Genomic DNA, 23,225 nt, shown 5'->3' with positions numbered 1-23,225 from the left:
ATGACTTCAATAAGTAAAATGATGACGAAAAGCATCAAAACTAGCCCGACATTTTTTGCATAAATATTTTTGTTTTCCTTCGGGATTATGGCCATTTTTAACACAATGATAAGATTTGCAATTAGGACATTTAATACCTTTATCTCTAAATTTTTGATCAATTTCATTTAAGCGTTTTTGTTTTTTGATTAATTCTGCTTCTTTTTTAACTTTTTAATAAAATTCTAAAAATTGACCATCTGTTAAACTATTTATTAATTCTGCAAGTATTTTTTCCATCAATTATTTACCTCTCTTTATATTAAAAATATACCTAATTTTAGATATATTTTATAAATATCAAGAGTTTTCTACAAAATTAAAGATAGTTTTCGACGGTAGCGTGTAAAATGTTGGGGAAAAGTTTTCAGCATTAAGTTCTAATAATAATTATAAACTATTTTCTTTAAAAGAGTTTTAGTATTTGATAATGTAGAAGCGGTGAATATTGGTAAGTTATATTGTTTAACTTCTGGATTATTCATCTTTTTAAATATTCATCTTCAAGTAATTTCTTCATTTTTTACTTGAAGATTTTTAATTTCTGTTAGTTCTTGAAAGGGATTAATCCCATTAGCTGTCAATTGTTTTAATAACATTAGACTGCACCCAAAAAAGTAAGTAAAGAAAAAAAGTCTTTGCTAAACTTTTAAAGGAGGTGCGTTTTTATATGGCAAGAAAAGGACAAAAATTTAATAAATATACAGCAGATTTTCGAAAAATGATAGGACAAGAGGTTAAAAATAATAGTATAAGTTTTATTGCAAAAAAATATGCAATTAATAAAAAAACTATTGCTTCATGGTATGAAAATTTTAAGAAAGGAATTTTAAACACCAATAAAGGTCCAAAAGAATCATTTGAAAAAAGAGATTTAAACTATTACAAAGTTAGGTATGAATTACTAAAAAAGCTTCATGACTTTTACAATTAAATAAAAGAAAAATTGTATTTTTTATCAAAGAAAACCTTAATAAATATCCACTAAATTTATTACTTGATATAACATATTTAAAGCGTAGTTATTGAGATAAATATAAAAATTATTCAAGTACTGGTAAGGATAGCGAACCATTAAATAATATTGTAAAAGTCTATGAAGAAAATTTAAAACAATTTGGTTATCGTCGAATTACCAAATATTTAAAAGAAGATTATGGCATTGTTTATAATGCTAAGAAAGTATTACGAATTATGAAAGAAAATAATATTCAAGCTGAATATGTAAAGCGTATGCGTAGAAAAATATTAATAAAACAAAATAGAAATGCCAAATTGTAAAGTTAAGTGCAACTAAATTATTTTTATAACCAAATATTCGATTGGCGAAAGATAATTTAGTATTTTTCTTGGTCTTTGGTTTAAAGACAATATAAATTTATGAACTGCATTTTTAGTAGTATTTGAAAAATTAAATTTTTTAGGAAATTTTTCTCTAATTAAACCATTAGTATTTTCATTAGTACCTCTTTGTCAGGGTGAATATGCATTAGCAAAATAAATTTTCACATTTAAATTTTTTTCAAGTTGTTGTCAATTAGCAAATTCTTTACCACGATCAAATGTTATAGTCTTAACAAGATTATTTGGAAGAATTGATAAATAATGGCTAATATTTTCGTTAATAACTTTAGTAGTTCTATTTTCAACTAATATTGCTAAAGTAAATCTTGATGTTCTTTCAACTAAAGTTATTAAACATGATTTACTTTTACCTCGTGATGATACTACGGTATCACCTTCTCAATGACCAAGAGTTACGCGATTATTAACATTAGCATTTCGTTCTTTAATTGATTTACCATTAAATTTACCACGATTTTCTTGATATTTTCGTTTCTTACCTTTTCTTCTTAAATTTTTATTAGTAACTTTTTCAAGTAATCCAGAATAAATTCAATTGTAAATTGTTTTAAAACTAATAATTCATTCTTTATGAAAATTTTTAATTCTGCCATAAATTTGTTCGGGTGATCAACCTAATAATAATTTTTGTTGTACATATTTTACTAATTCTCTATTTTTAAACTTATGAAAATAAATATGTGATTGTTTTCTATTTTCTGCTTTATTTTGTGCAATTAATGAAAAATAATGATTATTATCTTTATTTCTATTAACTTCTCGAATAATAGTACTAATACTTCGATTAAGATTTTTAGCTATTTCACTAATTTTTATTTTAAACTTCAATTGATTCTCAATATAAATTCTTTCATCTATGCCAAGATGTTTATATCCCATATAAAAACCCCTTGCTTTATTTTTTCTAAAATAAACTTAGCATCATAAAATTTTTATATGATATTTTTTGCAATTTTATTTACTTGCACTTACAAGTATAATTCAGCAATAAAAATATAATTAAATATCCTGATTTAGTAAATCGTAATTTTAATGATATTAAAGAAAGATTTTCAATTTTATTTACTGATGTAACTTATTTAATTTGAAATGGTAAAAAACATTATCAATCAACAATACTTGATGGATATACTAAAGAAATTATTGATGTAAAATGATCAAAATTTAATAATAACAAACTTGTAATTGATAATTTAAATGCTGCAATTAATAAAATTAAAAAAATAAAAAAAGATCTAAATAAAACAATAATTCATTCAGATCACGGATATCAATATACATCTAAAGATTATAATAGTAAATGTTTAGATAACAAAATTATAATTTCAATGGGTAAAAATTATCATTGTGCAGACAACATTATTATTGAAAGTTTTCATTCATTACTTAAAAAAGGAACAATCCATAATAAAAATTATAAATCTCATAATGAATATATTAATGATGTTAAAAAATGAAATAAATGATATTCAAACCAAAAAGAAAAAGATATAATAAATGAAAGTTTGTAAACCTTTTTATTAATACTTACTAAACAGGGTGCAGTCTACATTACTTTGTAAATCGTTTTTTCATTAAATATTTTTGGTTTTGAACGAAACATTACTTTAATAATTCGAGCAATATAACTTTCAATGCGACAACCAATATTTTCTTGATATTCTCATTTTTGAATTGCTCCATAGTATGTTCTTAAATAATTAGATATTTCTTGTAACTTTCCTTTCGCTTCTTCGGTTTTAACAAGCTGATAAGCTCATTCAAGGTATTTTGTAACCTTGTTTCAGTTTAATTTTAGAATTGATTTTCTAATTTTATTAAATAAATAACGTTTATAATATCGTGGACCACGGAGACAATCTTTAATTTTTTTAATAACATGGAAACGATCAATGATAAATTCAACATTGATGTGTTTTTCAACCGTTGAAATATATTGTGCACATCACCAAGCACAATAATTTTAGCTGTCTCGGGTGATTCATAATTTAAGTTAATAAATTCTTTAATTCCTTGTCAGTATTTTTTAGAGTTAATTTTTTTAACTTCATTAGTCATTGTTACTAGAAATTTGACATTATGTATTGTTTTTCGTATTGTTTTAGGATCTTTATAACCAGTATGAAAGACGGTTAAACGGATTCTTTTCTTAATTTTTAATCGTTTTTTGATTTGATAACTAATGGCATTGCGATATGCTTCATCGGTTTCAATATAAATAACCCCATCATGTTTTAGTTTTGTATCTGGTTCATCTAGCATTAGTTCTAACAAATGTTTAATATCAAACCGTTTAATAAGGTTAAAAATTGTTTTTTTGTTATGTTAGAATTCCGATACATATTACAAATATCTTGATAACTAAAATTTATGCCTAATTTGCTGATTATTTCTAACGAAAAATCATAATCAAGTCGCTGATAACTTTCAATCCCTAATTGAATATCAAGTAAAAAGACCGTTTTTGGTTTTTTTGCCACTTGAAATTCTGGTTTTAAGATATATTTTCGTCGTTTAAAAGTAACTTCACCATTACGAAAAACCAAAGTTCGTTGATAAAATCCTTTTGGAATATAACGTGCTTTGCGTCAGTCCTTATTAAAAATATAGTTATCAATATATTCAAAAATATTTTTAAATATTATTCAAGCTTCAGAACTAATTTCATTGTTTAAATAGGATAATAGTGCTGTAATAGGGATATTGGGGCTAATTTCATTAATTAAATCAATAAAAGAGTTATTATTTTCGTTTAAAAACTCTTGGATTATAATTATAATATTCATAGGATAGTTTTCTTTCTAATTTTTTTCAAACTTAATTATACTGAAAACTTTCTTTTTTATTTTCCCCAACTTTGGCAACGCAATCGTTTTCGACAAAATTAAAAAAAATAGTTGCATTTATTTTAAATGATGTTATTATCATACTAACAAGAGACAGAATTTGCTGCTTGAATTTACATAATACATTAGACTTCTTGCGATACTTTATTATTTATGCTTAAAAAGCAATTAAAATTTTTAAAGATGCTTATTTTAAAGTTTAATTTAATTTTTTTTATTTGTAATTTTTTTTATTTTTGTTAATATCGCAAGAAGTATATTCTATTAAAATCCTTTAACCATACGACGGAAAAAGTTTAATATCTTAATAATAATAAATAATTCAAATGTAATTAAAATAATTCAAGCATCACCTAAAAAAGTTATTAATTGCGGTAAAATACCATATACAGCATCTTTTACTTTACCCATTGCATTATCTAAACCAGTTCAAATGGAATTCATTCCATCACCAAATCCGATTTTTGTAACTGTTTCAGTTAATAAATTCATTATTTTCTATCCTCCTTTTTTTCAAGTTCTTTTTTTCTTTTTTCTTACCTTGAATTTGTCTAACTTTTTGATAAATTGATAAACCAATTCACGCAAAAATACCTAACAAAATCAAAATACTAAATATTCATGTTAATCATACTGGCATGATATAATTCCTTTCATAAATCTTTAATTTTGTCAAAAACTCTTGATAAAATAGAAAAAATCATCAATATAACAATTTGAAAACGAATTTGATGAAAGATTATTATTGTTCTTTAACTTTTTTAGATGTTAAAATATAATACCGTTGCTTGTTGGTTTGGTGTTAAATCTTTGTGTTGATATTTTCATTTTCAGAGATTTAAATAATTTCTTTAATTTTGTAGAAAACTCTTGATATTTATAAAATATACCTAAAATTAGGCATATTAGACTTCTTGCGATATTAACAAAAATAAAAAAATTACAAATTAAAAAAATTAAATTAAACTTTAAAATAATCATTTTTAAAAATTTTAATTGCTTTTTAAGCATAAATAACAAGGTATCGCAAGAAGTATATTTTATAAATATCAAGAGTTTTCGACAAAATTAAAGTCATAAATTAAAAAATTGAAATTTGCAATCTTATTGACAGTATTAATAACAATATCTTTACCGTACTTTTTAACTAACGATCGCAAAATTAAATATTGCTTTTTTTGCATAATTTCAACTCCTTATTTAAAATATTAATAAAATCAATTTTTTAAAAATGTAAATACCAAAAGTACAAAATGTATGTGGTTTCTACAATTTTTTTATTTACTTACTTTTTTGGGTGCAGTATATTTTTTCTCCTTTAATTTAAAAATTAAACTCTTCAAGAAATTCTCTAATATTGTGTAATGCATTATTATGCATCTTCTCTCTTGCAATTTTAATTTCATCCACTTTTTTAGTAATGCTTGCCTCTGCTTCTTTAATTCTCGTAAAACTATCTTCAAACATTTTAATTAATTTTGGTAAATGGACTTCTTTTCAAGAAGTAAATGCTTTTAATTTTTCATCATAATTTGTTATTTGTCTTTGAGAATCTAATTTATATTCAATTTTAATCATACTTCTAATAATTTGTCCTACAAAAATAAAACTATCTGCATCGCATAGATAAATATTTGGATTTTCATCAGATTTTTTAAATGGAATCCCTGAATATTTTTTATTGAATGATGTTGCAACAAGAATTCCATATTTTGAACCTTGTTTAGCCATATCTTCGACTAATTTTTTTTCTCATGCATTACTTCATTCTGCATTTTTTACTTCATAAACTATTTTGCCTATTTTTTTATTATCAATTATAATTTCTTGTAAATAATCTGCTTTTTTATCTTGTGAAGTAATTTTAGTAACTTTATCATCTTCAAATACTTTTAATAATTCACCATATACTTCATGCTCAAAGTTTTCTCCTTTTGTTTTATTCTGGATAACTTTATTAGTAGCATTGGCAATCTTTAATTCCTCAACTTGAGAATTAAGAACTTTTAATTCTTTTTCGTAATTTAAAATTATTTCTTGTTGTTTGTTCATTAATTGGTTTTCTTTTTCAATCAATAATTTGTCTAAATTAACTTTATTATTACTTAATTCAATACTTTGATTAGTAATAATTTGATTAAGTTTATCAAGCTCTTCTTGCTTTATCTTATTAAATTGATTCTCTTTCTCAGCCAATGTTTTATCTAATTCAAGTTTATTATTTTCTATAAGAGTACTTAACTTAGCAATATGTTCTTTTAGATTATCAATTTCTTTTTGTTTTGCCAAATTAATTGAATTTTCTTTTTCAATCAATAATTTTTCTAAATTAACTTTATTATTACTTAATTCAATACTTTGATTAGTAATAATTTTATTAAGTTTATCAAGCTCTTCTTGCTTTATCTTATTAAATTGATTCTCTTTCTCAGCCAATGTTTTATCTAATTCAAGTTTATTATTTTCTATAAGAGTACTTAACTTAGCAATATGTTCTTTTAGATTATCAATTTCTTTTTGTTTTGCCAAATTAATTGAATTTTCTTTTTCAATCAATAATTTTTCTAAATTAACTTTATTATTACTTAATTCAATACTTTGATTAGTAATACTTTGATTAAGTTTATCAAGCTCTTCTTGCTTTATCTTATTAAATTGATTCTCTTTCTCAGCTATAATTCTTGATAATTCTTCTTTTTGCTGTTCTTGTAAATCAATAATTAATTTTTCTTTTAAATTTTGAATATAAATATCTTTATGCTTGTCAAAAATAGATTTTAAATTAGATAAAATTTTTTCATTTTTACTAAAATCTTCTTCTGTAATAATATATCCACAATTGAAACATGTGAATTCTCATTTCATTTTTTTATCTCCTTTTTTCTTATTTATTATTTACTAATGACGTTTAACTAATTGATTATTATTTCCTGAATTGTAAATATATTTTCAAAATAATTTCTTTTTCTATACCCTACCGGGTCAAGCCTCCTTGCCCCGGTCAATTTTGGTGCTGTTTTTTTAATTGCTTTTTCCGTAATTTACGACTAGTAGTCATATTAGGCGGTAAGGTAATATTTAGTTTTTGCAATAAGAAATTAAATGAAAATTCAACTTCACTAATTTTTACAATTTTAATATGTTTTTTTAAGGCATACTGCGTTACATAATATAAATGTAATGGCGAATTTAAAACGAAATTTAAAGAATTATTCGCACGATCATACCAGTTTGGAACACGGTTGACATTAAAAAACCGGATCATTTCTTGGGAATTATTTGTAACAAGATAGTAACTATTTTTAATATTAAAAGCAGCTAATTGCCCCGTATAAATTTGTGTTCCACTCATTACCATCGTAAATTCATCAATATAGTTTTTAATTTCATCTAACAAATGGGAAGAAAAAAAGACTGTTTTACCACATAATGTTAACTGTTTTAAATAAGAAATAATTTTTTTTCGATTATTAATATCTAATCCGGCTTCTGGTTCATCTAAAATTAAAATTTCTGGATCATGAATAATTCCTTGAATAATCATGACCCTTTTTTTCATTCCCGATGAAAAGGAATTAACATCCTTATCACGGTGTTCTCAAATTTCTAATGATTTCATTAAGTATTCAATACGGTCGCGAAGATATTTTCCGCGTAAACCATTAGTTTTTCCTAAATACTTTAAAAAATTATAAGAACTAATATTTTCGGGAAAAGTAACAAATTCTGGTACATAACCAATCATTTTTTTCATACTAATTTTTGTTGCTTTTTTATCAAAAATGGTAATTTCCCCTTTAAATCCCTTTAAACCACCAATTAAAGATTTAATAAAAACCGTTTTTCCACTTCCCGATGATCCTAAAATAACATGTAATTTCCCCCGGCCAACATTAAAATTAAAAGGACCAACAATACTATTTTTAAATTTTTTACTAAAATTACGCGCAGCAATGGCAACATCACTAAACACTAATGCATTATTATTCATCTTTTAAAATCTCCTTTGTCATCATTTAAGTAATATTTTTGCGGCGTAAAATTAGATAAGAATTAAGTAAAAATAAACCAGATATTTCTAAATAAATATATAATAATAATTTAATATTTAAGAATGGTGGTGGATAAAGATTAACTTTTTTATCTGTCATGCCCAATAATATTGGGAAATCTTGATAACTCATTAAATAATTGTTTTGAACAGTAAAATCAATATTGCTTCGTTCAATTGGAGTAAATCAAAATGAAACATACGATAACAAACTTGTTCAAATTTGATTTCAATGTTCAATAATATTCAATTTCGAAATTAAACTATAAGTTTCCATTAAATCATTATATTTTTGTCAGGCGCTATTTGTTTTTAATGGTATTAATTCAAGTAATTTATAATCCATTATTTTTTTTACAATATCAAGTTCAATTTCCCTTAAAACATAAAGCGTTTTAATGACAAAATCATTTTCATTATCAAAATCAAGATCATCTGAATTTTTAATTCCAAAATAAATAAAAACTCATTTTTGAAACTCATCACCATTATTATAAATTGATTCAATTGGTAAAACACCCATTCGATCAAATTCTGTTTTAAAGATCGATACCGGATTAAACGAATTTGGTTCTGATAATTTTCGGTCAACAGTTACTAACTTTGGATCATTATTTTTTGATGATAAATTATAATATGATTTAGATAAATTAAAATAAAATAAAGAAGTTCCATTAAAAAAATTTAGTCTAAGATACGGCAATCATGTTGTTTTTTTGCCAATGACATTAATAAAATCAAGTAGTTCTTTGTGAATTTCATTATGTGGGTCTAATTCAATTGGTGCTTTAAAAAAGTAGTCCGTTGCAAAATGAACTTTCATTTTAAGATTCTGCGTTCCAACACTACTAATAATTTGATTGACAGTACTATTTTTTCCATCATAATTATATTTTGTTGTTGAATCCCACTTTTGAAGACCATCAATTTCATATTCACTTTCCTTTGTTTTAGTTAAACCAAGTGATTTATAAAACTCTAAACGTTGAACTCGTAACGTCGAATCATCTGTAATATTCCAATAGTCAGCATTATCAAAAACTTTTTTTAAATCATCATAGTCATATTGACTATAAAAATTTCACATTTCATTAGTTAACTTATCATATTTAATTCATTTTTGTTCTAATTTTCTTTTAAAATTAATCGTATCTTTAATAATTTTAACGGGATAATTTTGCTTAACAATTGATTCATTAGCAAATGATAAATCAATGTTATTCGTTAAACTCATAATTAGTGAATATGGCATTCCACCAACTAAAAACAAACTACAGAAAATAACAACAATTAATAAAACAATTTGCGAATTTAAAAAAGTTACCGCAAATAAAATCCCACTTGAAGCAAAAAAAGATAATGTTAAAGAATAAATAAATAACTTTAATAATAAATTTTGATAAACTTGGAAATATTCGGGGTCATGCTGTTTAAAGAAACTTCCAATATACCCAGTGCCGAAAGCGAACAAGATAATTGTTCCTAAAAAAAGAAGGATTAAAATTCAAAGCGAAATCAATTTTAATAAAAATAAAACAAAACGGGAATACGGCTTTGAAATTAATAATAAATAAGTTCCATCTTCAAACTCTCGTCCAAAAATTTTAATAATTACTAACAAAACAAACAATAATAATAAAATGTTATTAAAAATAAATACAGCATACTGAAAATTTTTTAAAAATTCATTAATATCTTTTGAAGATAAAAAAAGAGTAATCGCAATTGCTCCAAATAAAACAAGTGACAGTAAAAGTAACACTCAGATTGCCATTGAACGACGAATTTTAAAAATCGAAAAAGATATTATTGACCATCATGAATTTGATCTGCTTTTTTTTAACATTTTGTTTCCCATCTATTTTCCTCAAATTATTTATTTATATCTGCTAAATTTATATGGATGTATTTTATCATTTTTTAATTTGTTTTACTAGTATAATTAATTAGCAATTAAATTAATTCTTCTTCAGTAACATATGGCATAACAGCAATAATTTTTTCATTATTTTTATTCCTTTATCTTTAATTATGTTCTTCCTCACCAATATTTTTTGATTCTTCTCTTTATTATTTTTATTTCCAACAAATGCCTCATTAATTAAATTAGAATGTATCGTTCGCCGATACATTTCATAGCCAATTGCCCCAATACCACTTGTTAGTAATAAAACAGCAATAATTGCCATAATCCAAACTCAATGTTGAATTTTTGGTTTAACATTACTAATTTAAATAAGCTCCTCATTTGAAATTGGAATTGGTAACGATGAAGCTGTCATATTCCTATCCAGGGACGGTTCATCATTTTTAATTAACATGTTTGAATTTATTTCTTCCTTCAAATTAGCTTGTTGATTATTATCTCTTTGTGTTCCAAAGACAACTTCTTCAATAGACTTCTTGCGATACCGGCTTTTCTTATTAATAATATTTCTATAGAATATAATTAAAAATAAAAAATATAAATTAGGAGGGTATAAAACTATGAAAAATGATAACTTTAAATTTCTTAATGATAAAGAATTATTACGATTAACAGGAATAAAACAAAATACTTTTAATAAAATGTTAGATATTTTAAAAGAAGCCGAGTTAAAAAAATTTAAAAAAGGCGGAAAAGATAATAAATTATCATTAGAAAATCGTTTATTAATGACTTTATCATATTGAAGAGAATACCGCACTTATTTTCATCTTGGCAAAACTTTTGGCATTAGTGAGAGTAATTATTATCGTGATATCAAATGAATTGAAAACACTTTAATTAAACACCCTGACTTTCAACAACTTGATGAGCAAAAAACATTAATAAATAAATATTTTAATGATAAAACAATTATTATTGATGCAATCGAAACAGCAATCCAACGCCCAAAAAAAGACAAAAAAAATACTATTCCGGAAAAAAGAAAAAACATACTATCAAAACACAAATAATCCTCGAAAAAGAAAGCAAAACTATTATTGCAACAAATTTTGCTTGTGGTAAAACCGATGATTTTCGTTTATTTAAAGAATCAAAATACCGCTTTTAAAAGCTAGCAAAGTAATAGTTGATACATGTTATCAAGGCTTGCAAAAAATGCATCGGAATGTTTTGATTCCGCATAAAAAAACAAAGCAAAAACCTTTAAATAACGAACAAAAACAGCATAATAAACTAATTTAACAAATGAGAATCGTTATTGAAAATGTTTTTGCTATCCTTAAAAAATTTAAAATTATTACTGAAAAATTTCGGAATCGTAGAAAAAGCTTTGCTTTAAGATTTAATTTAATTGCTTCAATCTATAATTTTCAATTGTTATTATAAATAAAACAAGAAGTTGAATGAAAATTAACTTTAAATAATAAAATCATTTTTTGTTGTGCCAAAATAACGCATCGCTTATAAAGACTATAAGAATTAAATTAATAAGAGGTATAAATTCCTATTTGTATTTTTTTCTTTATGAATTAATTTGCAATGATTATCATAGTATCGCAAGAAGTCTATTGAATAAATTATCCGCTAATAAATTACGCGGAATAATTTATTCTTTTACTTTTTAATTTCAATATCATTTGAAATCTTATTGACAGTATTAATAACAATATCTTTACCGTACTTTTTAACTAACGACTAGACTGCACCCAAAAAAGTAAGTAAAGAAAAAAAGTCTTTGCTAAAGTTTTAAAGGAGGTGCATTTTTATATGGCAAGAAAAGGACAAAAATTTAATAAATATACAGCAGATTTTCGAAAAATGATAGGACAAAAGGTTAAAAATAATAGTATAAGTTTTATTGCAAAAAAATATGCAATTTGTATCATGTACGATGAAGCGGCAAAAAACAACTCTTGTTAAATAAAAAGGGTTGTTTTTTTATTTGTAAACCCATAATTATTAATTAATTCAGAGAAAGGGCAGCATCTTAAATTCTTAAAATAGAAACTTTTTATCGCAACTTTAAGTTAACGAAAAAGTTGTATTACACATTTATTAAATATCTTAGAAATTTTTACAAAGTGTACCTTTTTTTCTCCAATTTTAAGGTGTTGTCCTTTCTCTGTTTTAGTTAATTAATTTGGCTAATAAATAAAAAAACTTAATATTAAAGGAAGGAGTAAGTAATGGAAATTAATACGCAACAAACAATCTGTGATGTTGATAATTGCTATAAAGCAATATCATTAATTACCGAAGAATTTTTATCAAATAAAGTTTTATGAACTTGTAAAAAACATAAAGATTTATTAAATCGTACAAAAGATAAAAAACAAACGCGGTTTTATAAAAAATTAGAAAATTCAAAAATTATCTTTGATTGAGAAACTGGTTCTTTTAAACTTTGATTTTATAAAACAACTTAATGCAGTGTGGGACGGTTATTTTAAATAACTAAGTGCTTCCATAAGAACGTGAGTTTAAGCTCATTCCCACAGCCATCCGAGGCAAGTACTGAAATAGTGTATGAGGAAATATGTAAATCGGCGCTGGTTATATTTAAACTAAGCGATAGTCGTGATAAGTGCAAGGTCAACATCGAACGACAATAAAAATAGAGATGGCCACTTTATAAATAAATTTGCGATATATATTGTCCCATAGAGGATGGCAGCGGTTCTACAAACCACAAAGCCAGCACTTGGCTCTTCAAGGTGCAAGTGAATTTATTTTAAAAACTGAACGTTTTGACCTGAAATGGTGCGGATGAAGAGAGAGAATTCTCTGGCTTTACCTCATAAAAACAACTGTCTATTATCTAATAATAAACAAATATTAAATATATTATCGCCACCGCTCACCCCCAGTGAAGCGGATGGCGTAGTAAATAAATAGATAAATACTTATATAACTAATTCTCGCTTTGACACTTTCACTTGGGAGTGAGTGCCAGCGAATTAAAAATAGGAGGAAATATAATGGAATATAAAAGTTTGTATATTAATAAAACTTGAAATGAAATAACAACATTATTTGATTGAGTGAATTGTCAACCTGTTAATTGTCGTATTTCTCATCATAAAAATCATTATGATTTGCAATGTTTAGAATGGGCAAAAATGTATTTAAATTTATTTGAAGATAAATGAGACGTTATTGCTTCTTATATGCAACATTACAAAATTAACGATATTTTAGATTTAGCATCAGATGGTTGAAAAATATTACAAATTGAGAAAAAAATCAATCAAATAATTTAGGAGGTTTATATGAAAAAGTTAAATAAAATTTGTCTTAAACAAAGATATTGAGGTTATTGTTTTCATAAAGAATGCAATAAAGAAAATAAATTGAATGAATTAATGCTTAAAAGTTATTCAGTATCACAAGAAGATATTACTGATGAACATTGAGCATTAAACAATAAAAATAATTAGGAGGAATAAGAAAATGTCATATTGTATTAGTGATTACTTAAATGAAAAATGAATTAATAATAACGCATTAAAAATTAGTAATAAAGATATTATTTATGCACAAATTGATAGTGACTATGATAAGAGTTGAGAATTAAATTTATATCTTAAATTTGGTAATGAAGAGCGACATGTAGGTAATATTTCATTGCCAAAAGATTTTGATTTAAATTTAAAATGATATGAAATTGATGAGGTTAAAGGTTTAATAGATGATTATTTAGAAGATGAAGAAGCAGACTACGAAGTGATAAATTATGAATAATATGTGAAAAGATGAAAGTGGTTATGTTTATAGCGAAGAAGATTTATTTAATATCGCATTAGAAGAATGTTGTTCAGAAGAGACTGCTTACGAATATATTGATAATTTAATTATGGATATGAATTTGGAGGAAATTTAATTATGGCAGATTTAAAGTTAAATAATCAAATTAAAAATATTACCTATCCATTTTATTTAAAAGGTAATGATTTTAAAGAATTAAGTTTAAAAGCATTACCGATTAAAAATTGAATTGATAATCACGGTAAAGAATTAGCAGAGTTTATCTATCGTCATCTTAATCATTATGCATTAAATGGTTATCAAGATATACATTTAAAAGATATACCCAGTGCTATTAGTAAAATTGATTTTGTTTTTAGAGAACCATTAGAATTAATAAAAGATTTTAAAGATGAATTAAATCGAATTAGAGTTAATATTATTAATTTAGAAAAAGTACTTCAAAATAATAAAATTGAAATTAAAAATAGCCTAATACAAGTTCAATACTTAAAACAACAACAGTTTATTCAAACTAAAAAACAAGAACAAGAAAATAGGGTTGAATATGCTAATAACTTAACGCCTGATATGGGGTTAGACATGGACCAAATTGAAGATGAACAAGTTCGTGTTATGGAAGATGTAGCAAAAATAGAACAAGATTTAGAAAAAACTACTAGTAAATTTCGGAAAGAAAAAATATTAATTAAAGATATTGATATTTTGGGTGTTAATGATGATTTTTTACAAAATGCTGATAAATTAGAACTTATTAATTTAATTAAAAATTATTTAATTGTTGATGAACAAATTGTTAAAAACGAAATTAAAAAACAATGAGATAGTAATAAAAACATTAATACTATTGGTGTTAATGGAATTAAATTAAAAATAAATAAAGGAGAGAAATAATTATGAATAATCAAATGGGAATAAAAGAATTAGTAGCAACAGCAGTTAAAGCATATGAATTAAATGTTAATGCTAAATATTTACAAGAAAATTTAATTTCTTTACAAGAACTAAAATTAAAAAATAATCAAAGTTATATGAATTTAGTGGGTAATGCTGATAATGGAAAAATTACAGCCTTAGGAATTATTAATTTAAGTAATAAAGGTTTAATATTCGGAAAAGATTTTAATATTATTCCATTTAAAAATAAATTAACAACTATTATTGATAGTAGTGTGTTTCAAAAAAGAATGGAACAAGAAAATTGAATGTTAAAACGAGGAATTATTTATAAAAGTGAAAAATTTGTATGAGATACCGATTTACAAAAACCAAAATTACATGAAATAGATTTTATGACAAATACCAGTCAATATGAAAATATTATTGGTGCTTATGCTTTTGGAATTAATCGTTTAACTGGTGAAACAAAAGGAATTTTATTAAGAAAAGCCGATATTGACCGTTTAAAAAATAGTAGTCCAAGTGGAAATAGTGAATATTCGCCTTGAAATAAATGACCAAAAGAAATGGTTGAAGCAAAATTATATCGTAAATTAGCCCAAGAATTAGGTGTAGATATTACTGACATTGATTTAGATGAAAAATAAATTAAAGAAGATGGTAATTTTGATTATATACCTTTTAATGATATTACTGTCGCCAAAAATAAGGGGCAGATGAGCGATGAACCCTTATCAAACAATATAAATACCTCATCTTATATAGAAATAGCGGATACAAACAATAATGTAGTTAAAGAAGAAGATATCTCTAATGTAGTACCAACAGTTAATAATAATGATGAAGAATGAGCAACTTGATAAAAATAGGTATTGACCCATCAGGGACTGGTACTACTGCTATCGTTACTTTTAAAGATAATAAATTAATTGATAAATCCGAATATACACATTATGATTGAATTACACAACCCGATATTATTTTAGATGTATTAAGACCAGATGCAATTATTAATATTGAAGATTGTTTATATACATCTGCTAATGCAAGTAAAGATAGGGATGATTTATTAAAAGTAATTGGAACAGTTAAATACAATACAAAAAAAGTACACAATATTAATTGAGTATCACCAAAACACACTAAATCAATTGTTAAAAATATGGAAAATTTAAGTAAATATAATGACAGTTGTATATGAAAATTTGATAAAGATAGTAATTTAATTTATCAATATGGTAAAGGTTGAAAATATAATAATGAGAAAATAAGTAATCATTTACGAGATGCAATTATTATTGCTAATTATGAGGTTTAATATTATGAAAAAATCATATAATAAAAAAACAGGAAAATATTATTCTTGTAAAATTCGAAATGTTAATATTTACTTAAATGAAAATGAAGAAAAAGTTTGAAATAAATTATCTAACTTTGATACTTATTCACAACGAATAGAATATCTTATTAATTTTTATATAAGTCACAACAAAGAAAAATAAAAAATAACCTTAATTGGTTATTTTTTTAAATACTATTTGTTAGTTGTCTAATAGCATCTTTTTGTGCTTGTTTTTTGTCGTTTACTTTAACTTGTTTTTTAACATTTTTAATTTGACCTGTTTTAAGGGCTAATTCTGTTGCATAATCAGGTCCTCGTAAATGTTTTTCGTGGGCAATAACAGCCGTTCTCAATTCTCTAAGTTCTGCTTTATATTTTTTAATTTTTTTAGCAGATAATCCAAGAATACCAAGACTACCCATTCCACCAGCACCAGCTAACACAAGTAAAGCAATCATTAATGTTTCATTCATGTTTTTGTTTCCTTTCTTATCCTTACTCAAACAGTGGCCATCCATTTTTTCAGAACAAAATAATTTATAAATTAAGCTATATAACCACCCAAAATATCTACCACCCCTATATATAGTCTATTTTAATAAAATTTAATTATTAGTTTCATAATTATTATTTATATTTAATTTTTTGTTATTTTCTTCTTGTTTTTGTTTTTTAATATTTTCGTTTTGTATATTTTTAAATATTTCTTCTGTTATACCATCTAAATTATTTCATTGTTTTGCTATTCTTGGTTGAATAACACGCGGATTAATCCGACAATCTAAACAATGTCTTAAATGGTCTTTTTTTCATTTTAATTTATCAATTAAAATAATAATTAAAGAAATTATTAAAGTAATTAAAGGTAAAATTGTAAATAATAATCCCATTTTAGATAATTTTAATCGTGGAATATCAATTTTCATATCTACTTTTGGTTTACTACTAGCAACAAATATACCCTGAATTCCATGTGTAAATAAAGGTGTTAATAAAATGGCAATACCATTGCCTCAATATTGACCATAATTGTATCAATTAATTTGATCCTTAATACTATTAATCATCCCGTATTCCAATCAAAAATTTAATGCTAAAAACATTAAAGTATAAAAACTAACTACTCAACTCCTAATTTTATATTTTCTTTCTCATTCTCTAATATCTTTATGAGTTCAATTATAAGTTGGAATAGGATCTTTTTTAAATCAATTTCAAGGTAATGCACCCTTTAATCAAGTTGTTTTATCTTGCTTCATTAATTAAACCCCTTTCTAACTTACTTTTTTTCTTTCAATGTGTAAACCAGTAATTGTTCCATCTGTCCCACCAGTACGTATAGCAATAATTCCATCATCTTCTAATTCTACGCGATGAGAAAAAACGTTTTCTAATTCAAATGATCCAACAGTTATTTTTCCCCTAAAATTTTTGTATGTTGATAAATAATAATAATTTTGATTACTTGTTTTAATTCAAATATTGTATTTATAATTTTCTTTATCTCAATTTTGTATTTCATAATCAAACCTTGTATTATCTAAATCACTAGTGTCAACAATTTCTCAATCTGAAATATTTGTTTTTCAAACACCATTTTCATAATAAATCGTATCATTATCAAACGGAACAACAAGTTTAATATATTCATTATAATCAATTTTACTATAATCGATAATTGTTGGGTGAGTAATATTAATAGTGTTATCAGTTTGAACGCGTTCTTTTAAATAAAATAATAAACTGTAATAAAATGTTTTTTTCGTAATATATTTATATTCTTCTTCTCAAGGATGAGCATAATTCCCTAAATGATAATTATATGGTCTATCAACCGTTTTACTAGATATAATATCAATTATTTCACCAGCTAATTTTAAAGCATTTTTAACATCACGAGTAATATTTTCATTTGCTTCGGGGTCATTTGTTTGTGAATATGCCACACCACCTTGTGAAAATGAAGCACTACCAGTTAAATCATTAACTCCTTTTGGTAAATATCAATTCATAACTGCTAATAAACAAGCAGATTGAATATAACTTAATCATTTATCATATTCAATTAAACCTGTATTATCTTTTTTTACTCATGGAAATAAATCTTTTTTATTAATCTTATCTGAAATTGTCCCACCTGATAATCTATCCATTCATAAACTAGTTTTTAAGATAGCATTATAAATTAAATTATCATTATAAGCAGATTGCTTACGATCATTAATAGGTTGTCAAAGTTTACTTTTTTTAACATCTTCAACTGTTATAAATAACAAATTATTTAAATTACTTTCCATATAATACACCCCTTAATTGATTACGATATTTATTTCTTAAATTAGATAGTTTATAACTATTAACTTTTCTTTGTACTTTTTTAATTTTTTTAATAGTTTGATTAGTTTTATAAAACATACTTTTAACTGGTGTTTTATATAAATTCTTAATATTTTTAACATCGCTTTTTCGCTCTCGATACCATTTTTTATTATTAATTTCACCAGCAAAATTGAAATTAAAGTGTCCAATCTTTAAATTATTAATAAACGTTTTAATTTGTTGTAATTTTTGAATATGTGGTAATGTTAATTTAATATTTCCTTTTGGGTATTTTTCTTTTAATTCTTTTGGTAATCTTTTTTTAATATAATCTCTTAAATGACTAGGTAATCATTTTCTTAATCAATAACGCCAAAATAAAGTTCCTGCATTAGACACAGCATTACTTAATAATTTTCAAATTTCAACTGGAACACTAGGATAAACATATGGACCATAAAACTTCGGGTGTTTTGCTGTTTTTGTATATATTAAAATAGTTAAATTACCTGTTAAAGTTAACTTATTTGTTATATTAAACATACCACTATTAAGCCAACTACTATTTAAAGGTTGTCAATTAGTGTTTAGATAATTTTCTTTTTTAAATTGTTCTCTATTTTTAATATTGTTATCTTTTTCTAATTTACTTAATATTTGTTGAATTTCTTTTTTATGACCTTTTTTAATTAAATTTAAATAAGTAAATGGATTTAATCATTGATAAATATCTTCAATTTTATTTGTAATCTTTTGAAAAGGATTAGCATAATATGAAGCAAACTTATTAACCTTATTAATTAAATTAACAAACTTATTTATTAAAGGTTTATTTCCTAAATTTTCTGTTAATAAAGTTAAAATTCGTAATATTAATAAATTCATTGTTTATTAAGAATTTTTAATTACTACTTCAATTGACTTTGTTTTACCAGTTGCTTTGTTTTTACCTTCAATTAAAACTTCAACAATTTTATCATTTGTAATATCAATTGGTCAGTCTTCACCTTTAGGATTAATAGAATAATCAAAATCATTTTCAGTTAAAGAACTATCTACAGTTTTAACTGCTTTTAAAACAACGTCTTTAAATTGTGGTTTTAATCATCCATCACTAACATCTTTGGGATCTGGTAAATTAATGATTGGTTTATCTAATTTATTTATTTTACTAATATCTATTTTAGCAACATCTGGTGTTAAAATTACATTAGATTTTGTTGTATTTATTGGTGTAGAAATTTCATAATCAACCGGCACTCTAAATGTTTTATTTAAATTACTTTTAGCAGTATCAATTTCTTCTTGTGTTGGTTGTTTTTCTAAAATAATCTTACATGTTTTTGGATATAAAATAGTTGGTGTTGCATATTGTACTTTACCAATTCATTTAGGGTTAGCAGTATCATTATCTAAAACTTGTTGAATAGTATCCATATTAATTGGATATGCTCATACTTGTTTATTAATAAGTAAACCATTTATATTAGTAAAATTATAACCTTTATCTCGGTTAACTTGTCCTTTTGTATATGTTTTTTCTAAATGAAAACTTTTCGATACCGGAATACCCATTGCGGTATTTTCATATAATTCACCATTAACCATTGCTTTTAATTGATCTTGTGAACCAATTACTTTTAAATAAGCAGGTGTTAATCCTAAATAGGCTCTTCGGCCTAAAACCATAAACATTTTATCGGTTGGTAAACCAAAATATAAATTACTAATTTGATTAGTTAATTCAATCAAAGTTTCATTTAATGTAAAGAATGCTTTATTTGCTTCATCGGCACTATCGGCTGTATAACTACGAAATGGAATTACTTCATATTGACCATCTGCTAAACAATAATCATAAATCCCCTGAATTAATTCACATTCTAAATTAACAAATTTATTCTGGACAACACTAGCAATAGCATCAGCAATAATACCATTTTTAATATTTTGTTCTATCATTGCTAAATCAAATGCTTCATTCATTAATTTTAAATTAAATCTTTTATTAATAGGCACCGTAATTCTTGTTAATCCCATAGTTTGAGTTGCCCCACCATTTGGTAATGAATAATCATCTTGTCATACCACACGATGAGTTAAATTATATAACGCTTGTCCTGCATTAGGTAATCAAGCAACTTGTTCAGCAGTTGCAGTTGCATATTGCATAATACTTGCATGCTCATTCATTAATGGTCCTCTTAGCATAGCGTTAACCATATCAACATAGGCTTTTTGACCTGTTGTATTACCTTGTAATGTAAAATGTACTTGCGGCAAATTAATTGTTGCCATAATATTCACTCCCTTATTATCTAAGGTTTTTAAGTGTATAATCAGTTAATTTCTTAATTTCTTCTGGAGTATATGCTCCTTTTTCTTTAATAGTTTCAATTTCATCATTTTTATTTTCAACCGAATTTTCAATCATATCTTTAATTAAATTAGCTGGTGAAACTGATGGTTGTTCTTGTATAAACAAATCAGGTTTTAATTCTTTTAAAGTTTGCATTTTTTCAAATAAAGAACTACCACTAACTTTTTCTAAATTAGTTTTAATATCTTCAATTTTAGTAGATGGAACATCTTTAAAGGCTTTTAATTCATCTAATTCATTAGATAATTTAATAAAGTCTTCTTTTGATATAACATCTTCGCGTTTTTGCACACTTTCTCTAATTTGCTTTGCTTCATTATTAAACTGATTTAAGATATTTTCTGCAATTTCTTCACTTAAACCTTGTTCGATTAATTGTTCTTTTATAAGTGCCATTTTATAAACTCCTCTTTTTTTATCCTTGTCCGATTAACAAGTCAGCGTAACTCTTTTTTACGGAAAAAGATTAAACCTATGCCTTCATTATATACTATTATTTTACTAATACAATACTTTTTATACATAAAATACTAAACTTAATATATTTTATTACTATTTTAGGTCTTAAAACTCGTAATAATAGCTTTTTAACAAGATAAAAGCCTTTAAAATAATTACCAATTTTGCTTGTATATATATATATATATATATACAATGAGGATAGATCTTGATAAAAAAGTTTCAAGATTAAAAAAGGATAAAAACAATTATGAAAAAATTACTTAGCTTATTAAGTGTGTTAACAATTAGTGGAACTGCTGTACCAACAACAATAGCCGCTAGTTCTTATCAAGAAGAAAATAATAAATTAAATATTATAAAAAGAGATACTAATTCACAAAAATTAAATAATTTAATAGATATCAAAAATAACCTATCTGAAAAAGTAAAAGATATGGGTGAAAAAGTAATTAAAGAATGTCAATTAATGATATTACTTGAGCGTGATTTAACGCTAAAATTACAAGAATTAGGAAATTATCTTAAAGAAGATTTATCGAAAAATATTAAAAATATTACTATAAATAAAAATAATCTAAAACAAAGTATTCAAAATTTAGGACAAAATGTAAAAACTTTTGGAATAAAATTGAAAGCAGTTGGAAAATTGGTAAAACAAATAACTAATGGTTTAATTAAAAGTTTAATAAATGTAGAAGATTTAGGTAATGGTTCTATTTCTCAAGGAGAAATTTTAGAAAAATTAGGTGAAATTATTGATTTATATAAAAATGAAATTTTAACTACTGATAGTATAAAAGAAAATATTAATATTATTGGTAAAAATATTAATACTATAGGTATAAAATTAACAATGAATGAAAAACTTAAATATTATCCAGACGTATTACCAGGATTAAAAGATTATAGAATGATTGTAAAACCATGATTAACAAATGAATTAAACGGATATGTTTTGGGGAATAACTTAAAAGAAATAGGAACTAAAATACAAAATATTCAAATAAGTAATAATAAAATATCTAATCAAAATATTGAAGATTTAGGACAAAATATTGAAGATTTAGGTGAAGAACTAAAAAATGTTTCGTTAATATTAGAACAAGGTTATAAATCTACAAAAGCTTTTGGTTTTTCATTGATTGAATTAGGAAAATTTATAAAATCATCAGTATAATTAAATTGATATAAATATTTTTTAAAATATTTATAGATGAAAATAATCTATATTATTTTCATTTTTAATTAAATTAACAAATAAAATTATATAAAAAAGAAAGGATAAATATGAAAAAAATACTAAATATTTTATGATCAATCACTTTAATAGGAACAAGTACAACAAGTTTAGTTGCTTGTAATACACAATATACAGAAGAAGAATTAACACAATTAAAAGAAAAAAACAAAATAGATACAAATGATGAAAATATTAAAAATAATTTAGAATGAATATCACCACAAGAAAAATCATTTAATAATGTTGATAATAAATGATATTTTGTTGTATGGCGTGGTGATGAAAATAATGATTGATTTTTAACTAAATTTAATAACAATATAGATTTAAATTCTATTTCATTAAAAAGAAAACTTGATCATTATAAAGAACACGATTTATTTATTTCTCCAAATGGTTTAGTTATAAATAGATATGATTTTACTTATGAGCCTAGTAAATGATGAGAAATAAATAGTAATTATTTTAAATTTGTTTATCGTTGAAATGATGAAGAACAAAATTTGCCTAAATTAGATATTGATGAAAATGGTAATATTATAAAAGTTAAATAAAAATAGAAAAATAGATAATTAAATATATTTTT

The 23,225-nt window shown here is 24.0% G+C and carries 32 protein-coding genes and 3 pseudogenes; 18 read left to right on the top strand and 17 right to left on the bottom strand.

The genetic code is table 4. From position 1 onward, the window contains the following. Nucleotides 1–78: 78 nt before the first annotated feature. Nucleotides 79–135: pseudogene (locus ACQH23_RS01395) on the bottom strand (hypothetical protein); the annotation flags it as partial. A gap of 284 nt (nucleotides 136–419) precedes the next feature. Then, a complete protein-coding gene (locus ACQH23_RS01390; RefSeq protein ID WP_425378637.1) occupies nucleotides 420–638 on the bottom strand; it encodes a hypothetical protein in 219 nt (72 codons plus the stop codon). Nucleotides 639–709: 71 nt separating this feature from the next. Between ACQH23_RS01390 and ACQH23_RS01385 the strand changes: the two genes are divergently transcribed. Both ACQH23_RS01385 and ACQH23_RS01380 read left to right on the top strand, forming a co-directional pair. Then, a complete protein-coding gene (locus tag ACQH23_RS01385; protein ID WP_425378330.1) occupies nucleotides 710–973 on the top strand; it encodes a transposase family protein in 264 nt (87 codons plus the stop codon). Then, nucleotides 940–1,320: an IS3 family transposase gene (locus tag ACQH23_RS01380; protein WP_425379278.1), complete on the top strand. Its 381-nt coding sequence runs from the start codon at nucleotides 940–942 to the stop codon at nucleotides 1,318–1,320. The genes ACQH23_RS01385 and ACQH23_RS01380 overlap by 34 nt, the downstream gene beginning before the upstream one ends. 12 nt (nucleotides 1,321–1,332) lie before the next feature. Here ACQH23_RS01380 and ACQH23_RS01375 read toward each other — a convergent pair whose 3' ends face one another. Continuing rightward, complete coding sequence (locus ACQH23_RS01375; RefSeq protein ID WP_425378636.1) at nucleotides 1,333–2,283, bottom strand: IS30 family transposase; 951 nt, start codon at nucleotides 2,281–2,283, stop codon at nucleotides 1,333–1,335. A gap of 116 nt (nucleotides 2,284–2,399) precedes the next feature. On the opposite strand from ACQH23_RS01375, the pseudogene ACQH23_RS01370 reads away from it, so the two are divergent. Both ACQH23_RS01370 and ACQH23_RS01365 read left to right on the top strand, forming a co-directional pair. Further along, nucleotides 2,400–2,693: pseudogene (locus ACQH23_RS01370) on the top strand (DDE-type integrase/transposase/recombinase); the annotation flags it as partial. A gap of 39 nt (nucleotides 2,694–2,732) precedes the next feature. Further along, complete coding sequence (locus tag ACQH23_RS01365) at nucleotides 2,733–2,915, top strand: hypothetical protein (RefSeq protein WP_425377776.1); 183 nt, start codon at nucleotides 2,733–2,735, stop codon at nucleotides 2,913–2,915. 283 nt (nucleotides 2,916–3,198) lie between these two features. On the opposite strand, the gene ACQH23_RS01360 is transcribed toward ACQH23_RS01365, so the two are convergent. The 8 genes from ACQH23_RS01360 to ACQH23_RS01325 form a co-directional block, all read right to left on the bottom strand. Continuing rightward, the gene (locus tag ACQH23_RS01360) at nucleotides 3,199–3,666 is read right to left on the bottom strand and encodes a UPF0236 family transposase-like protein (RefSeq protein ID WP_425378635.1); all 468 of its coding nucleotides are present in this window, start codon (nucleotides 3,664–3,666) and stop codon (nucleotides 3,199–3,201) included. 5 nt (nucleotides 3,667–3,671) lie between these two features. Continuing rightward, nucleotides 3,672–4,190 carry a UPF0236 family transposase-like protein gene (locus ACQH23_RS01355; protein ID WP_425378634.1) on the bottom strand — a complete coding sequence of 173 codons (519 nt, stop codon included), beginning with the start codon at nucleotides 4,188–4,190 and terminating at the stop codon, nucleotides 3,672–3,674. A gap of 324 nt (nucleotides 4,191–4,514) precedes the next feature. Next, nucleotides 4,515–4,742: a hypothetical protein gene (locus tag ACQH23_RS01350; RefSeq protein WP_425378633.1), complete on the bottom strand. Its 228-nt coding sequence runs from the start codon at nucleotides 4,740–4,742 to the stop codon at nucleotides 4,515–4,517. Then, nucleotides 4,666–4,890 (bottom strand): hypothetical protein, encoded by a 225-nt coding sequence (locus ACQH23_RS01345; RefSeq protein ID WP_425379277.1) that lies wholly within the window; start codon nucleotides 4,888–4,890, stop codon nucleotides 4,666–4,668. Before ACQH23_RS01345 ends, ACQH23_RS01350 begins: the two co-directional genes overlap by 77 nt. A 683-nt stretch (nucleotides 4,891–5,573) precedes the next feature. Continuing rightward, a complete protein-coding gene (locus ACQH23_RS01340; protein WP_425378632.1) occupies nucleotides 5,574–6,806 on the bottom strand; it encodes a DUF2130 domain-containing protein in 1,233 nt (410 codons plus the stop codon). A gap of 418 nt (nucleotides 6,807–7,224) precedes the next feature. Then, nucleotides 7,225–8,241: an ABC transporter ATP-binding protein gene (locus ACQH23_RS01335; protein ID WP_425378631.1), complete on the bottom strand. Its 1,017-nt coding sequence runs from the start codon at nucleotides 8,239–8,241 to the stop codon at nucleotides 7,225–7,227. A 25-nt stretch (nucleotides 8,242–8,266) separates the two neighbouring features. Continuing rightward, complete coding sequence (locus tag ACQH23_RS01330; RefSeq protein ID WP_425378630.1) at nucleotides 8,267–9,553, bottom strand: hypothetical protein; 1,287 nt, start codon at nucleotides 9,551–9,553, stop codon at nucleotides 8,267–8,269. A gap of 706 nt (nucleotides 9,554–10,259) precedes the next feature. Then, nucleotides 10,260–10,490, bottom strand: coding sequence for a hypothetical protein (locus ACQH23_RS01325; protein ID WP_425378629.1), 231 nt, complete (start codon nucleotides 10,488–10,490; stop codon nucleotides 10,260–10,262). Nucleotides 10,491–10,788: 298 nt separating this feature from the next. Between ACQH23_RS01325 and ACQH23_RS01320 the strand changes: the two are divergent. The 12 genes and pseudogenes from ACQH23_RS01320 to ACQH23_RS01265 all read left to right on the top strand — a co-directional run bounded on the left by ACQH23_RS01320 (nucleotide 10,789) and on the right by ACQH23_RS01265 (nucleotide 16,398). Continuing rightward, a pseudogene (locus tag ACQH23_RS01320) lies at nucleotides 10,789–11,617 on the top strand (IS5 family transposase). Nucleotides 11,618–11,998: 381 nt separating this feature from the next. After that, the gene (locus ACQH23_RS01315; RefSeq protein WP_425378628.1) at nucleotides 11,999–12,151 is read left to right on the top strand and encodes a hypothetical protein; all 153 of its coding nucleotides are present in this window, start codon (nucleotides 11,999–12,001) and stop codon (nucleotides 12,149–12,151) included. A 266-nt stretch (nucleotides 12,152–12,417) separates the two neighbouring features. Beyond that, nucleotides 12,418–12,657 carry a hypothetical protein gene (locus ACQH23_RS01310; protein WP_425378319.1) on the top strand — a complete coding sequence of 80 codons (240 nt, stop codon included), beginning with the start codon at nucleotides 12,418–12,420 and terminating at the stop codon, nucleotides 12,655–12,657. A 516-nt stretch (nucleotides 12,658–13,173) separates the two neighbouring features. Continuing rightward, nucleotides 13,174–13,491, top strand: coding sequence for a hypothetical protein (locus ACQH23_RS01305; RefSeq protein ID WP_425378425.1), 318 nt, complete (start codon nucleotides 13,174–13,176; stop codon nucleotides 13,489–13,491). Nucleotides 13,492–13,500: 9 nt separating this feature from the next. Further along, a complete protein-coding gene (locus ACQH23_RS01300) occupies nucleotides 13,501–13,668 on the top strand; it encodes a hypothetical protein (RefSeq protein ID WP_425377995.1) in 168 nt (55 codons plus the stop codon). A 13-nt stretch (nucleotides 13,669–13,681) separates the two neighbouring features. Next, nucleotides 13,682–13,972, top strand: coding sequence for a hypothetical protein (locus tag ACQH23_RS01295; RefSeq protein ID WP_425377946.1), 291 nt, complete (start codon nucleotides 13,682–13,684; stop codon nucleotides 13,970–13,972). Beyond that, entirely contained in the window at nucleotides 13,965–14,111 is a 147-nt protein-coding gene (locus tag ACQH23_RS01290; RefSeq protein WP_425377635.1) for a hypothetical protein, read from the top strand. The genes ACQH23_RS01295 and ACQH23_RS01290 overlap by 8 nt, the downstream gene beginning before the upstream one ends. A 2-nt stretch (nucleotides 14,112–14,113) precedes the next feature. After that, nucleotides 14,114–14,890: a hypothetical protein gene (locus tag ACQH23_RS01285; RefSeq protein ID WP_425378627.1), complete on the top strand. Its 777-nt coding sequence runs from the start codon at nucleotides 14,114–14,116 to the stop codon at nucleotides 14,888–14,890. 2 nt (nucleotides 14,891–14,892) lie between these two features. Beyond that, entirely contained in the window at nucleotides 14,893–15,543 is a 651-nt protein-coding gene (locus tag ACQH23_RS01280; RefSeq protein WP_425378626.1) for a recombinase RecT, read from the top strand. Between the two features lie 69 nt (nucleotides 15,544–15,612). Continuing rightward, nucleotides 15,613–15,759, top strand: a complete 147-nt coding sequence (locus ACQH23_RS01275; RefSeq protein WP_425377744.1) for a hypothetical protein — start codon at nucleotides 15,613–15,615, stop codon at nucleotides 15,757–15,759. Then, a complete protein-coding gene (locus ACQH23_RS01270) occupies nucleotides 15,744–16,214 on the top strand; it encodes a hypothetical protein (RefSeq protein WP_425377671.1) in 471 nt (156 codons plus the stop codon). Before ACQH23_RS01275 ends, ACQH23_RS01270 begins: the two co-directional genes overlap by 16 nt. A gap of 4 nt (nucleotides 16,215–16,218) precedes the next feature. After that, nucleotides 16,219–16,398, top strand: coding sequence for a hypothetical protein (locus ACQH23_RS01265; RefSeq protein WP_425378625.1), 180 nt, complete (start codon nucleotides 16,219–16,221; stop codon nucleotides 16,396–16,398). Nucleotides 16,399–16,423: 25 nt separating this feature from the next. Here the strand turns inward: ACQH23_RS01265 and ACQH23_RS01260 are convergent, their stop codons facing one another. From ACQH23_RS01260 to ACQH23_RS01235, 6 genes are all read right to left on the bottom strand, one after another. Next, nucleotides 16,424–16,756, bottom strand: a complete 333-nt coding sequence (locus tag ACQH23_RS01260; RefSeq protein ID WP_425377640.1) for a hypothetical protein — start codon at nucleotides 16,754–16,756, stop codon at nucleotides 16,424–16,426. Nucleotides 16,757–16,843: 87 nt separating this feature from the next. Continuing rightward, a complete protein-coding gene (locus tag ACQH23_RS01255; protein WP_425378318.1) occupies nucleotides 16,844–17,497 on the bottom strand; it encodes a hypothetical protein in 654 nt (217 codons plus the stop codon). A 15-nt stretch (nucleotides 17,498–17,512) separates the two neighbouring features. Continuing rightward, entirely contained in the window at nucleotides 17,513–18,535 is a 1,023-nt protein-coding gene (locus ACQH23_RS01250; protein ID WP_425378624.1) for a hypothetical protein, read from the bottom strand. After that, nucleotides 18,525–19,442 carry a hypothetical protein gene (locus tag ACQH23_RS01245; protein WP_425378230.1) on the bottom strand — a complete coding sequence of 306 codons (918 nt, stop codon included), beginning with the start codon at nucleotides 19,440–19,442 and terminating at the stop codon, nucleotides 18,525–18,527. Before ACQH23_RS01245 ends, ACQH23_RS01250 begins: the two co-directional genes overlap by 11 nt. A gap of 6 nt (nucleotides 19,443–19,448) precedes the next feature. Next, nucleotides 19,449–20,855 carry a hypothetical protein gene (locus tag ACQH23_RS01240; RefSeq protein ID WP_425378623.1) on the bottom strand — a complete coding sequence of 469 codons (1,407 nt, stop codon included), beginning with the start codon at nucleotides 20,853–20,855 and terminating at the stop codon, nucleotides 19,449–19,451. A gap of 16 nt (nucleotides 20,856–20,871) precedes the next feature. After that, nucleotides 20,872–21,333: a hypothetical protein gene (locus tag ACQH23_RS01235; RefSeq protein ID WP_425378566.1), complete on the bottom strand. Its 462-nt coding sequence runs from the start codon at nucleotides 21,331–21,333 to the stop codon at nucleotides 20,872–20,874. Between the two features lie 313 nt (nucleotides 21,334–21,646). On the opposite strand from ACQH23_RS01235, the gene ACQH23_RS01230 reads away from it, so the two are divergent. Next, nucleotides 21,647–22,576, top strand: coding sequence for a hypothetical protein (locus ACQH23_RS01230; RefSeq protein WP_425378622.1), 930 nt, complete (start codon nucleotides 21,647–21,649; stop codon nucleotides 22,574–22,576). Between the two features lie 110 nt (nucleotides 22,577–22,686). Beyond that, nucleotides 22,687–23,193, top strand: coding sequence for a lipoprotein (locus ACQH23_RS01225; RefSeq protein ID WP_425378621.1), 507 nt, complete (start codon nucleotides 22,687–22,689; stop codon nucleotides 23,191–23,193). Nucleotides 23,194–23,225: the final 32 nt, after the last annotated feature.

Origin of the sequence: Spiroplasma endosymbiont of Polydrusus pterygomalis, assembly GCF_964030635.1 — a bacterium.
Taxonomy (GTDB): domain Bacteria; phylum Bacillota_I; class Bacilli_A; order Mycoplasmatales; family Mycoplasmataceae; genus Spiroplasma.
The sequence above is the reverse complement of the archived record's forward strand: the minus strand, read 5'-3'. Positions and strand labels throughout refer to the sequence as shown.